Below are 13,066 nucleotides of genomic sequence, written 5' to 3'. Positions count from 1 at the left end.
AATGAGCAGTTAACAATGAGCAGTGAGCAGCTATTAATGCGAAAGACCAATTGTTAACTGTCCACTATTAACTGCTCACTGACCTTATTTAACGTGTTCCTTGAAATACTCGAGCGTCCGGCGCAGGCCTTCGGCGCGGTCCACTTTGGGCTCCCAACCCAGGATTTCCTTGGCTTTGGTGATGTCGGGCCGGCGCTTCAGGGGGTCGTTTTCGGGCAGGGCCTGGTACGTGGGCGTGAATTCGACGCCGGTGAGGCGGGCAATTTCTTCGCCAAACTCCTTGATGGTGATTTCCGACGGGTTGCCAATGTTGACCGGCAAGTGGTAGTCGCTGAGCAGCAACCGGTAAATGCCTTCCACCAAATCATCGACGTAACAGAACGAACGGGTCTGGGAGCCGTCGCCGAACACGGTCAGGTTCTCACCACGCAGGGCCTGCGAGAGGAAAGCGGGCAGCACGCGGCCGTCATCGAGCCGCATGCGCGGACCGTAGGTGTTGAAGATGCGAATGATGCGCGTTTCCAGGCCGTGGTGGTTGTGGTAAGCCATGGTAATGGCCTCCTGGAAACGCTTGGCCTCGTCGTAGCAACCACGCGGGCCCACGGGGTTCACGTTGCCGAAATATTCTTCTACCTGAGGATGGATTTCGGGGTCGCCGTACACCTCTGAGGTGCTGGCAATCAGCATGCGGGCGCCCTTCACGCGGGCCAGGCCCAGCAGGTTGTGCGTGCCGAGCGAACCCACTTTTAGGGTTTGAATCGGAATTTTGAGGTAGTCAATCGGCGAGGCGGGCGAGGCGAAGTGCAGGATATAATCAAGCTTGCCGGGCACGAAGACGAACTTGCTCACATCGGCGTGATGAAACTCAAAGTCTTCTTTACCAAATAAGTGCTCAATATTCTGGAGCGACCCCGTAATCAGGTTGTCCATCGCAATGACGTGGTAGCCTTCGGCCAGGAACCGGTCGCAGAGGTGGGAACCCAGAAACCCGGCCCCACCGGTGATAAGGACGCGTTTTTTTTCTTCGGACATGTTGGTCATATAGTCGTTGGTAATGCTGATGGAACGCCAGGCTTCTGCCAGCGGGCGCCGGACAAAGCATGACGTTCTTAATTTTCCATTCTTAGGAAACCGCCGGCTCTTTGTGCTCGGTTTTTACCCCAATGCAGTGGTAAGCAAAGCCGAGCTCCTGCAATTCCTTGGCTTCGTAGATGTTACGGCCATCAAAAATAGCTTTCTGCTTCATCAGGCGCGCCACCACTTCAAAGTTCGGGGCGCGGAAATCAGGCCACTCCGTCACTACCAGAAGTGCATCAGCATCAATCAGGGCCGCGAATTCGTCTTTGGCATAGGTAATGGTGTCACCGAGGGAATGCCGGGCTTCGGGCATAGCCACGGGGTCGTAGGCCGTTACGGTGCACCCGGCCGCCAGCAGCTTCTCGATGATAACCAGCGACGGCGCCTCGCGCATGTCGTCGGTTTTGGGTTTGAAGGACAGGCCCCACAAGGCTATTTTCAGACCGCGCAGTTCGCCACCGAAATGCCGGCTCACTTTGTCGAAAAGCACCGACTTCTGGTCCTCGTTCACGCTTTCCACGGCGCGCAGCACCTGCATGTCGTAACCGTTTTCCTGGGCGGTTTTAATCAGCGCCTTCACGTCCTTGGGGAAGCAGGAGCCGCCGTAGCCAATGCCGGGATAGATAAACTTGGTGCCGATGCGCGCATCGGAGCCAATGCCGCGGCGCACCATATTCACGTCGGCCCCCATGATTTCGCAGAGGTTGGCCACGTCGTTCATGAAGCTGATTTTCGTCGCCAACATGGAATTGGCCGCGTATTTAGTCATCTCCGCCGACGGAATATCCATGAAGATAATCGGGTGGCCGTTGAGCAGGAAGGGCTTGTAGAGCCGGCGCATCACCTCTTCGGCGCGGTCGGATGCAATGCCTACCACAATGCGGTCGGGCTTGAGGAAGTCATCAATGGCAGCGCCTTCCTTCAGGAACTCGGGGTTAGAAGCAACGTCGAACTCGATGTCGTCCCCACGCTTGGCCAAGGCCTTCTCAATTTCGGCGCGCACTTTGGAGGCGGTGCCCACGGGCACGGTGCTTTTGGTCACGATGACGCCGTAGGCATTCATGTGCTCGCCGATGCCACGAGCTACGGCCAGCACGTATTTCAGGTCGGCCGAGCCGTCTTCGCCGGGCGGCGTGCCCACGGCAATGAACGCAACGTCGCAGTCTTTGATGCTTTCGGCCAGGTTGGTGGAGAAATGCAAGCGGCCCTTTTCTACGTTGCGGCTCACCATTTCCTCCAGCCCGGGCTCATAGATGGGCAGGATTCCCGCGTGCAGGTTGTCAATTTTTTTCTGGTCGATGTCGATGCACGTTACGTCGATGCCGACCTCGGCAAAGCACGTACCCGTAACCAAACCAACGTAGCCGGTGCCTACTACTGCTATTTTCATACGAAGATTTTATTGGAAATAAACCTGGTGTCAACCGGGCAAAGGTAGCTTTATCGCCCTTCCGTTGGTTCTGCTAACATGATAATTAGCTATTCATATACTGCTTCCACCACGTCTGGAACACGATGAGGCCCCAGATACGGGCATGCACGTCGCCGGGGCTGCGCGAGAAAAGCTGGGCCTTAAGCGCCCGAATGGCTTCAACATCAAAAATTCCCTGGCTTTCGATAAACTCGTCGCGCAACAGGTCTTCTTCGATGAGGGACCGCAGCTCGCCGCGCATCCACTTCAGCAAAGGCACCTCGAAACCGTGCTTGGGGCGGTCGTAGAGCTCGACGGGCAGCTCGGAGCGGAAGGCGTCCTGCACGATGCGCTTCTTCATCGTCGCATCGACCTTGCTGGTCACGGGAATGGAGAAGGCGAAGTCGACGACCTTATAATCCAGGAAGGGGGTGCGTACTTCCAGCGAGCTGGCCATACTCATCATGTCCACTTTCGTGAGCATGTCGTAGGGCAGCACCAGGGTCATATCGGTGAGCAGCACCTCATTGAGGTCGCCGTCGGTGTGCAGGTGCTCCAGAATGTCCTTGCGGCGCTTGGCGGCCAGCTTCTTGCCCACTTTGCGGCGGCTGGCGGCGCTGAGAAGGTCGCGGGCATCGGCGGCCGAAGCGAAGCTGGCCCAGTCCCAATACCGGTCCTTCACACCAGCTACCATGCCGCGTGAGAAGCGTTGCAGCTGGCGCACCCGGTTGCCGAAAAAGCCGCTGCGCGACTTGGGCAAGGCATCCCAGAGGAAGCCCAGCGCGGTTACGGCTTCGGCCTTGGCGCCGCCCTGCCGCACCTTGAACTCGCCCATGTGCTTGTTGTAGCCGCCGAACATCTCGTCGGCGCCGTCGCCGCTGAGGGCCACGGTCACGCTCTGGCGGGTGCGCTGGCTGAGGATGTACACGGCCAGGGCCGAGGAGTCAGCAAACGGCTCGTCGAGGTAATCCAGCATGTCGTGGATGTGCTCGTAGAGGTCGTTGTTGGTCAGCGAGAAGACGGTGTGGTTGGTCTTGTGCCGGGCCGCTACCAGGTTGGCGTACTTGGTTTCGTCGAAAAACGGCTCGTCTTTGAAGCCGATGCTGAACGTGTTGAGGTGCGGCGTGTGGCGAGCGGCCAAAGCGGTAATCACGCTGGAGTCGATGCCGCCGCTGAGGAAGGCGCCGAGCGGCACGTCGGCCACGAGGCGGCGCTGCACGGCCCCGTCCATCAGGTCGACCAGCTTGTGCTGCTGCTGCTCGTAGGTGAGCTTGTTTTTGGCGACTTTCTTGGCGTCGTAGGGGATTTTATACCACGCCTTGCCGACTACTTTATTGTCCTTGATGTAGAGGTAGTGGCCGGGCAGCATTTTTTTCACGCCCTTGAAAATACTGGCCGGGCCGGGGATGTAGTTCAGCTGCAAATACTGGCTCAGAGCCACGTAGTCGAGCTTGCGCGGCACGCCCAGGGCCATCATCGACTTCATTTCCGAAGCGAAAAACAGCTTGTCTTCGTCGCGGTAAATAAGGAGCGGCTTCACGCCATACCGGTCGCGGGCGATGAACAGCGAATTCTCTTCCTTGTCGTAAATGGCAAACCCGAAAAAGCCGTTGAGCTTCTTGATAAAGCTGCGGCCCTCCGTGATGTACAGCTGCAGGATGACTTCCGTATCAGTCTGCGAATGGAATGCACAGCCGCGCTTTATCAACTTTTCGCGCAATTCGCGGTAGTTGAATATCTCGCCGTTGAAGACGATGGTGTAGCGCCCCGACGCGTCGGTCATCGGCTGATTGCCATCGGCCGAAAGGTCGAGAATAGCCAACCGACGAAAGCCCAGCCCTACTTTATCGTAGGTGTAATGGCCCTCGGAGTCGGGTCCGCGGCGAATGATGGCGTCGGTAGACGCTTGCAGGTTGGCCAGTGACTGACGACCTGTTTCCGTAAAAGCAAATACTCCTGTTATTCCGCACATAGTAGCACGCAAAAGTACGACCCCGCAACCTAAAGGCCATCCGCGTGGTATTGCGAAGAGCACAAATGGCGACAATTTCTACCAAAAGGCCACCACAGTGCCTTCGCTGCTCTTTTTCATTTCCCATCTATTCTGTCCAACCCATGAACCTCAACGACCAATTTCAAGCGGCGGCACAGCAAGTAAACAACCTGCCCGGCGATGCCGCAGCCGCGCACATGACCGAACTCTACGGCCTCTATAAGCAGGCCACGGAGGGCGATGTGAACATGAAAACCAACGAAGTAGACCCCGATGCTGCCGACCAGGCCAGTGGCCCCGCCGGCCTGTCGCAGGCCCAGTGGGATTCGTGGGACCAGTTTAAGGGCGTGCCCGAAGAGGAAGCCAAGCGGCGCTACGTGGCCAAAGTCGCTGAAATTACCGGCAGCGCTGGCTTCGGTACGGAAGCCAGCGAAGTGCCCACCGACCGCCAGTCGGGTGCCCCCCGCACCCACGACCACGGCGGGCTGCGGGGCGACATCGAGGCGGGCTCCCCGTATGGTGGCGAGGACAAGCTAAAAAGCCAGCAGGCCGAATAAGCAGCACGGCAGCCAGGCCATTGGCTTTGGCAGCAAATGCGTAGCAAAGCCGGCCCCGTGCGGGGCCGGCTTTTTGTTTTTGGCGGGAATTGGGCTAAGTAAAAAATATTCCTACTCGCTTAACTATCAGCCACCAATCGCGCAGTATCATTGCTGGCAGGAGCTTTTGGCTTCCGGTTTCGCGTTTTCAGCGCTGTCTTTTTCGCTACTTATTACCTTATGAACCGTCGTCTTTTTTTGAATCATGGCACGCGGGCCGCCCTCACGGCCGCGCTACTGCCCGCCGTGGCCTGCCAGGCTACCACCGACAAGCCCACCGCCGAGGCACCCACCACGGCCGGGGCGCCCGCAGAAAAAAGCACCGACGAACCCTTCGCCCTGCACGAAGCCACTGTGGCCGACTTGCAGGACCGCATGGCCAAAGGCACGGAAACGGCCCGCAGCCTGAGCGAGAAATACCTGGCCCGCATCCAGGCCCTGAACGAAGCCGGCCCTCTGCTGCGCGCGGTCATCGAAACCAACCCGGATGCGCTGACCATTGCCGATGGCCTTGACAAAGAGCGCAAGGCCGGCAAGGTGCGCGGCCCGCTGCACGGCATTCCGGTGCTGATTAAAGACAACATCGACAGCGGCGACCAGATGATGACCACGGCCGGCGCCTCGGCCCTGATTGGGCACAAGGCCAAACAGGACGCCTTCATCTTGCAGAAGCTGCGGGCCGCGGGAGCGGTGCTGCTGGGCAAAACCAACCTGAGCGAGTGGGCCAACTTCCGGTCTTCGCACTCGGTGAGCGGCTGGAGCAGCCGGGGCCGCCAGAGCCGCAATCCCTACGCGCTGGACCGCAGCACCAGCGGCTCCAGCTCCGGCTCGGGCGCGGCGGTGGCGGCCAATTTGTGCGCCGTCGCCATTGGCACGGAGACGGATGGCTCGGTGGTTTCTCCCTCGTCGTGCAACGGGCTGGTCGGCCTCAAACCCACCGTGGGCTTGCTCAGCCGCAGCGGCATCATTCCCATTTCGAGCACCCAGGACACGGCCGGTCCCATGGCCCGCACCGTGCGCGACGCCGCCCTCCTACTTGGCGCGCTCGCCGGCCCCGACCCGGCGGACCCGGCCAAGCTGCCCATTCCCACCGGCTCGCCAACCGAGTACACCACGTTTCTCAAAGCCGATGCGCTAAAGGGCCAGCGCCTCGGTGTTGAGAAAGCGCACCTGAACGGCCCGCCTGCCGTGGCCGCTCTGCTGAAAGAAGCCGTGGCCGCGCTCAAAGCGCAGGGCGCGACCGTGGTGGAAGTCGAATTGAACAAGCTGATAAACCCGCTTGGCGAGGCCGAATTCGACGTGTTGCTGTATGAGTTCAAGGATGGGGTGAACAAGTACCTCGCCGGGGCCGGGGCCAGCGTGAGCAACCTGGCCGACGTGATTGCCTACAACAACGCCCACGCCGCCGAAGCCATGCCGTTTTTCCAGCAGGAAACGTTGATTAAGGCCGAAGCCACCGACGGGCTCAACAACCCCAAGTACAAAGCCGCCGTGCAAAAAACAGTGTCGGGGGCCCGCAAAGCCATTGATGAGCTGCTGCACACGCAGCAGCTCAACGCCATTGTGGGGGTGACGACCGGGCCAGCCTGGTGCATCGACTGGGTGAACGGCGATTACTCGACGGGCGTCGATTTCTCGTCGCCGGCGGCCATGGCGGGCTATCCGCACCTGACGGTGCCGATGGGGCAGGTGCTCGGCCTGCCGGTGGGCCTGTCGTTTGTGGGGCCGGCTTACCACGAGGGGCAGTTATTGGCTTTGGGCTACGCCTATGAGCAGGCCACGCACAAGCGCACGGCCCCGCAGTTTTTACCGACGGTGGCATAGCAAGACGGCTCCTATCCTAATCAGCTGGAACGCCAAAGCCTGCCTTCCCAACGTTGGGAAGGCAGGCTTTGGCGCTAAAGGGAGGCTTCCAAACGTTGGGAAGCCGGGTTTGGTGCTAAAGGGAGGCTTCCAAACGTTTGGAAGGAACTTTTGGCGTTAAAACTCCCCATCCAAACGTTTGGAAGGAACTTTTGGCGTTAAAACTCCTCATCCAAACGTTTGGAAGGGGCATTTGGAGCCAAAACTCCTCATCCAAACGTTTGGAAGGGACCTTAGAAAATCTTCCCCGGATTCAGAATCCCGTGCGGGTCGAATACGCCTTTGATGCCGCGCATCAGGTTCAGGTTGGTTTCGGCCAGGGCGATGCCGATGTAGCCTTTCTGGACCAGCCCAATGCCGTGCTCGCCGGAAATGGTGCCGCCCAGCTTCACGCACAGCTCAAAGATTTCCGAAATGGGCTGGCGCAGGCCCACGTTCCACATCTCGTCGTCGAAGTCGCCCCGGATGATGTTGACGTGCAGGTTGCCGTCGCCGGCGTGGCCGTAGCACACGCTTTTGAAGCCGTAGCGGGCGCCTATTTCCTTCACCCCTTTCAGCAGCGTGGGCAGCTCGGCGCGGGGCACCACGGTATCTTCTTCCTTATACACCGAGTTGTAGCGCACCGAATTGCCGATGTTGCGCCGGATGCGCCAGAGGTCGTCTTTTTGGCCGGCGGTATCGGCCAGCAGGATTTCGCCCACGTCGTAGTGCTCCAGCACGCCGTACACCTGCTCGGCCTCCTTATAAAGCTGGTCCAGGTCCTGGCCGTCGAGCTCAATGAGCAAGTGGGCCCGGATATCCTCGGGCAGCGTGAGCGGGATTTTCAGGTAATCGGAAGACCAGGCAATGGCTTCGCGCTCCATAAATTCCATGCCCGACGGGATGATGCCCGCCCGGAACACGGCCGAAACCGCGTCGGCGGCCTGCGCCTCCTGGCGGAAAGGCACCAGCATCAGAATGTTGTGCTGCGGATACGGCAACAGCCGGAACACTACTTTGGTGATGATGCCCAGCGTGCCTTCCGAGCCCACCAGGAGCTGCGTGAGGTTGTAGCCGGTGGAATTTTTGAGGGTGTTGGCGGCCGTCCAGATAATCTCGCCGGTGGGCAGCACCACTTGCAAATTCAGCACGTAGTCGCGCGTGGTGCCGTATTTCACGGCTTTGGGGCCGCCGCTGCTATGGGCCAGGTTGCCGCCCAGAAAGCAGCTGCCCTTGCTGGCCGGGTCAGGCGGATAAAACAGGCCCACTTCTTTCACGGCATTCTGAAACGCCTCGTTCACCACGCCGGGCTCCACGGTAGCCTGCAGGTTGCGCTCGTCAATCTGAATGATTTTGTTCAGCCGCTCGGTGCTCAGCACCACCCCGTGGTGGATGGGCAGGGCGCCGCCGCTCAGACCCGTGCCGGCGCCGCGCGGCGTGACGGGAATGTGGTGCTCGTGGCACAGGCGCAGTATCTGGCTGATTTCGTCGGCATCGGCCGGGCGCAGCACCACATCGGGCGCAAAATGCAGGTCTTCGGTGTGGTCGCGGCCGTAGTCGGCGTAGGCATCGGCGGTGGCGGTGGCTTCGGCGCGCTGGGCCGTTAGGACGTGCGCGGGGCCGACAATGGCCTCGAAGGCAACCAATAATTCGGGGGTGAGGGCGTTAAAATTCATAAGCGGCAAAGCTGGAAAGGCCGCGCAAACTATCTTTGCGGCCAATGGGGAGGGTGACAACGAAGATACTACCGGGGCTGCTGCTGGCTTTAACCTTGCTGGCCAGCTGCCACCGCAAGCTCAACTACCGCGACGGCCAGTACCGCTCGGCGCGCGAAATGGTTCGCCTGAAAAAGGGCGGCCGCTACGCCAGCGCCCGCCCCACGGGCAAAACCAAGGTTATCGGCAGCACGCCCAGCGGCGGCAAAACCAAGGTGGTGACGCGCCGGCCCGCCCGCATGGGCAGCGCCACCGGCACCTTGGCCTCGGTGATAGAAGCCGCCCGCTCCTACCAGGGCACGCCCTACCTCTACGGCGGCACCACCCGCCTCGGCCTCGACTGCTCGGGGCTGCTCCAGCTCTCGTTCGGCGAGGCGGGGGTCACCATTCCGCGCTCGTCCAACGAGCAAGCCGTGTGGGGCGACCCCGTGAAGACCACCGAACTCCAACCCGGCGATTTGGTCTTTTTTGGGGCCTCGCCCGGCAGCCGCACCATCACCCACGTGGGCCTGGTGACGGTGGTTGACGACGAAGGTGTTGACTTTATTCACGCTTCTACTTCCCTGGGAGTAGTGGAAAACAGCTTGGAATCTGATTATTACCTCAGTCGCTTTATCCGGGCCGTACGGCCTCTCTTATGAGGCGCGTCTACTACCTTTGCCCTGTAAATGGTTCATTGTGTAAGGCTCAATAAATGGTAAAGTTGTCATAATGTTGGCCCTTTCGTGCCAGCATTACCTTTGCCCCCCCGTTCTATCCCTCTATCTCTGTTCCCATCAACCCCATTGTTTCACCAAGTTTCTTTTGTTATGAATAATCTACGTTTACGCCATTTACTGCTTTTGGCGGTAATGCTTTTTGCTGCCCGACTAGGCTGGAGCCAGGGTGCAACCACCGCCGCAATGAGCGGCGTTATCTCCGATAAGACCGGCGCAGGCCTGCCCGGTGCCACCGTCATTGCCATTCACACGCCCACCAACACGCAGTACGTAGCCCCTACGAACTCCGACGGGCGTTTCAACATTCAGAACATGCGCGTGGGTGGCCCTTACACCGTGCGCGTCACGTTTGTGGGCTATAAGGACCTGACCCGCGAAGGCATCAACCTGACCCTGGGCCAGAACCAGCGCTTCGACCAGACCTTGAGCGACGCCAGCACGGAGCTGGCAGAAGTGACCGTGAGCGGCCGCCGCGACCCTATCATGAGTGCCGACCACACCGGGGCCAGCACCACGGTGCAACGCGAAACCATTGAGCGCCTGCCCACCCTGAACCGTTCGCTGAACGACTTCACCCGCCTCACCCCGCAGGCCAACGGCCAGAACTTTGGCGGCCGCAGCGGTAGCTATAACAACATCACGGTTGACGGTGCCATCTTCAACAACGCCTTCGGCTTGTCGTCGACGGTGGGTGGCCAGGCCAGTGCCCAGCCTATCTCGCTGGATGCTATCGACCAGATTCAGGTGAGCATTGCGCCGTTTGACGTGCGCCAAGGCTCGTTCACGGGTGCCGGCATCAACGTGGTGACCCGCTCGGGCACCAACAAGGTGCAGGCTTCCATCTACGATTTCTACCGCAACCAGAAGCTAGTGGGCAGCAAAGTAGCCGACGTAACCAGCGACTATCCTACGTTCAACCTGAACAACATTGGTTTCCGCGTAGGCGGCCCGATTATAAAAGACAAGCTATTCTTCTTCATCAACGCCGAATCGGAGCGCCGTAACGACCCGCCCGCCAACAACTTCACCGCCAACCGCGCTACTGATGGCTCGGCTCCTCCTGTCGGCGGCACGGTTTCGCAGGCTTCGGGCCGCGAGCTCGATATCCTGAGCAACTTCCTGCAGCAGCAGTATGGCTACAACCCCGGCCCGTACGAAAACTATAACCTGAAGTCGAACAGCGACAAAGCCACGGTTAAAATCGACTGGAACATCAGCGCCAACAACCGCTTCAACATCAAATACAACTACCTGAAGTCGTATGCCGATATCCCCCCGAGCACCTCGGGTGCCATTAACAACCAGCGTTCGCAGTCGCAGTTTGGCCTGCCTTACCTGTCGTCTTACTACCGCATCAACAACAACCTGAACTCGATTATTGCGGAATTGAACAGCACGCTGGGCGCGGGTAAATACTCGAACAACCTGACGGCCGGCTACTCGGCTTTCCGCGACTTCCGCGAAAGCAGCGGCGGCACTTTCCCGCTAGTAGACATCGGCACCAGCGTGGGCCTGACCCCCATTGGCACGGCCAACACGACGGCAGCGAACTCGCTGACCTCGTTTGGTTTCGAGCCCTTCTCGGCCTTCAACATCCTTAATTCGGACGTGTATCAGCTCGGCGACAACTTCACGGCTTACCTTGGCAAGCACAACGTGACGGTGGGTACATACAACGAGTACTACAAGTTCAAAAACGGCTTCTCGCCGAACTACTACGGCAACTACGCCTACAACTCGCTGGAGGACTTTTACGCCTCGGCTGGTTTCAACTACAACCGCACGGCGGGCACGTTCTCGCCCTTCACCGGCACTCGTCCCGGTGCGCAGCGCTACAACTTCTCGTACTCGGCCCTGCCCGGCGGCTTCCCCTTCGCCGAAATCTCGGCGGCTCAGCTGGGCCTGTACCTGCAGGATGAATGGTCGCCCCGCAACAACCTAAAGGTAACTTATGGTATCCGCGCCGACTTGCCTTACCTGACGTCGGACCTGACGCAGAACCCCAACGTCGCGAACCTGACTGGTTTCCGTGACAATGTGCAAATCAACACCGGTAACGCCCCCAAGAAAAGCGTGCTGTTCTCGCCCCGTGCTGGTTTCAACTGGGATGTGAACGACGACCGCAAAACGCAGCTTCGCGGTGGTACGGGCATCTTCACCGGCCGCGTGCCCTTCGTGTGGCTCTCGAACCAGGCCAGCAACAACGGCGTGCAGTTTGGCTCGTTCAGCTCAATTGGTTCCAGCACACTTGTGCCCGGTAACACCACTCCATCGTATTTCAACCCCAACGTGGACGCCTACCGCCCGCAGACTGCAGCTGCCAACACGAACTACAACATTGCAGTTACGGCCAACGACTTCAAATTCCCGCAGGTATGGCGCACGAACCTGGCGGTTGACCAGGAACTGCCCGGCGGCGTAATTGCTACCCTAGAGGCTTTCTACACGAAAGATATCAATGCCGTGTATCACCAGAACGTGAACCTGCCCGGCAGCGAAGCCAACCCTTACAACCGCGCTACTGCCGTAGGTGTGAACGGTGGTGACAGTCGTCCGATTTTCTACACCGTGAACAGCCCGGCAGTGATTACGAACGGCCTAGCGGCTACCACCCGCAACAACCAAATTTACGCTGGCCGCGGCGGTGTTTCGGTTACCAACCCCAACATCAGCGACGCCATTGTGATGAAGAATACCAACAAAGGCTATTCCTACGCCGTGACGGCCCAGTTGCAGAAGACTTTCAGCAGCGGCTTCTACGCTAGCCTGGCCTACACCTATTCCGATTCGCGCTCGATTAACGACGGCGGTTCGATTGCCCAGTCCATCTGGCGCGACCGCTCGGTATCGGGTGACCCGAACGCCAACGTACTGAGCTACTCCAACTTCCTGCAGCAGCACCGCGTAATTGCCTCGGCTTCTTACCGCAAGGAGTACGTTGGTCACCTGGCCACCACCCTGTCGCTGTTCTACGAAGCTGCTCCTGCCGGTCGCTACTCGTACGTGTACGCTGGTGATATGAACGGTGACGGCCAGACGGCCAATGACCTGATGTACATCCCCCGCAACCAGAGCGAAATCCTCCTGAACCCCATCACGCTCACGACCGCTCAGGGTGGTGGCTCATACTCGGCGGCTCAGCAGTGGACCGACCTAGATAACTTCATCAACCAAGACAGCTACCTCAGCAAGCACCGCGGCGAGTACGCCGAGCGCAACGGTGCCGTGCGTCCGTGGCAGAACCGCTTGGACTTGCGCCTGTTGCAGGACATCTTCACCAACTTGGGTGAGAACCGCAACACGCTTCAGCTGAGCATCGACATCTTCAACATCGGCAACCTGATTAACAGCAACTGGGGTACTTTCCAGACGGCTAACAAGGCGAACCCGCTGTCCTTTGCCGGCTACAATGCTCAGGGCCAGCCGGTGTACACGTTCCCCTACCTGACCAACCCGGTCCTCGTTACAGCTGCTACCCCAACCACCCCCGCAGTGGTAACGCCCGGCGCTCCGCTAACCGACACCTTCCGCAAAGACACGGGCGGTATTGGTTCGCGCTGGCAGGGTCAGATTGGCATCCGCTACATTTTCAACTAAGCCTTCCGGCTTGGCGTAGCTCCGAAACGGGCAGGAAGAAATTCCTGCCCGTTTTTTTGTGGCTGATTGTTTGGCCATTGCGCCGACTGGGCAAAAAAAGTGCGCGCTGGCCTTGC

General features: G+C 59.3%; 8 protein-coding genes. 4 read left to right on the top strand and 4 right to left on the bottom strand.

Annotated elements, in window-relative coordinates:
- Positions 1-84 precede the first annotated feature (84 nt).
- The 3 genes from J4G38_RS18685 to asnB form a co-directional block, all read right to left on the bottom strand.
- A complete protein-coding gene (locus J4G38_RS18685; RefSeq protein ID WP_210519788.1) occupies positions 85-1,032 on the bottom strand; it encodes a UDP-glucuronic acid decarboxylase family protein in 948 nt (315 codons plus the stop codon).
- A gap of 91 nt (positions 1,033-1,123) precedes the next feature.
- Positions 1,124-2,467: a UDP-glucose dehydrogenase family protein gene (locus tag J4G38_RS18680; protein WP_210519790.1), complete on the bottom strand. Its 1,344-nt coding sequence runs from the start codon at positions 2,465-2,467 to the stop codon at positions 1,124-1,126.
- An 85-nt stretch (positions 2,468-2,552) separates the two neighbouring features.
- Positions 2,553-4,460, bottom strand: coding sequence for an asparagine synthase (glutamine-hydrolyzing) (gene asnB, locus J4G38_RS18675; protein WP_210519792.1), 1,908 nt, complete (start codon positions 4,458-4,460; stop codon positions 2,553-2,555).
- A gap of 143 nt (positions 4,461-4,603) precedes the next feature.
- Here asnB and J4G38_RS18670 point away from each other — a divergent pair, with 143 nt between their 5' ends.
- The gene (locus tag J4G38_RS18670; protein ID WP_210519794.1) at positions 4,604-5,038 is read left to right on the top strand and encodes an acyl-CoA-binding protein; all 435 of its coding nucleotides are present in this window, start codon (positions 4,604-4,606) and stop codon (positions 5,036-5,038) included.
- Between the two features lie 219 nt (positions 5,039-5,257).
- A complete protein-coding gene (locus J4G38_RS18665) occupies positions 5,258-6,901 on the top strand; it encodes an amidase (protein WP_210519796.1) in 1,644 nt (547 codons plus the stop codon).
- A gap of 272 nt (positions 6,902-7,173) precedes the next feature.
- Here J4G38_RS18665 and J4G38_RS18660 read toward each other — a convergent pair whose 3' ends face one another.
- Positions 7,174-8,595 carry an FAD-binding oxidoreductase gene (locus J4G38_RS18660; RefSeq protein ID WP_210519798.1) on the bottom strand — a complete coding sequence of 474 codons (1,422 nt, stop codon included), beginning with the start codon at positions 8,593-8,595 and terminating at the stop codon, positions 7,174-7,176.
- Positions 8,596-8,639: 44 nt separating this feature from the next.
- On the opposite strand from J4G38_RS18660, the gene J4G38_RS18655 reads away from it, so the two are divergent.
- Positions 8,640-9,275, top strand: a complete 636-nt coding sequence (locus tag J4G38_RS18655) for a C40 family peptidase (RefSeq protein WP_226163549.1) — start codon at positions 8,640-8,642, stop codon at positions 9,273-9,275.
- A gap of 210 nt (positions 9,276-9,485) precedes the next feature.
- On the top strand, positions 9,486-12,950 hold the full coding sequence (locus J4G38_RS18650) for a TonB-dependent receptor (RefSeq protein WP_210519800.1): 3,465 nt from the start codon (positions 9,486-9,488) through the stop codon (positions 12,948-12,950).
- The last annotated feature ends 116 nt before the right edge of the window (positions 12,951-13,066 follow it).

It is taken from the genome of Hymenobacter terricola, from assembly GCF_017921975.2.
Taxonomy (GTDB): Bacteria; Bacteroidota; Bacteroidia; order Cytophagales; family Hymenobacteraceae; genus Hymenobacter; species Hymenobacter terricola.
The sequence above is the reverse complement of the archived record's forward strand: the minus strand, read 5'-3'. Positions and strand labels throughout refer to the sequence as shown.

Excerpts from the sequence above, each read along its gene's own strand:
- J4G38_RS18670 (WP_210519794.1), top strand. The coding sequence starts at position 4,604 with ATGAACCTCAACGACCAATTTCAAGCGGCGGCACAGCAAGTAAACAAC.
- J4G38_RS18680 (WP_210519790.1), bottom strand. The coding sequence starts at position 2,467 with ATGAAAATAGCAGTAGTAGGCACCGGCTACGTTGGTTTGGTTACGGGT.
- J4G38_RS18650 (WP_210519800.1), top strand. The coding sequence starts at position 9,486 with ATGCTTTTTGCTGCCCGACTAGGCTGGAGCCAGGGTGCAACCACCGCC.
- J4G38_RS18660 (WP_210519798.1), bottom strand. The coding sequence starts at position 8,595 with ATGAATTTTAACGCCCTCACCCCCGAATTATTGGTTGCCTTCGAGGCC.
- asnB (WP_210519792.1), bottom strand. The coding sequence starts at position 4,460 with ATGTGCGGAATAACAGGAGTATTTGCTTTTACGGAAACAGGTCGTCAG.
- J4G38_RS18685 (WP_210519788.1), bottom strand. The coding sequence starts at position 1,032 with ATGTCCGAAGAAAAAAAACGCGTCCTTATCACCGGTGGGGCCGGGTTT.
- J4G38_RS18665 (WP_210519796.1), top strand. The coding sequence starts at position 5,258 with ATGAACCGTCGTCTTTTTTTGAATCATGGCACGCGGGCCGCCCTCACG.
- J4G38_RS18655 (WP_226163549.1), top strand. The coding sequence starts at position 8,640 with ATGGGGAGGGTGACAACGAAGATACTACCGGGGCTGCTGCTGGCTTTA.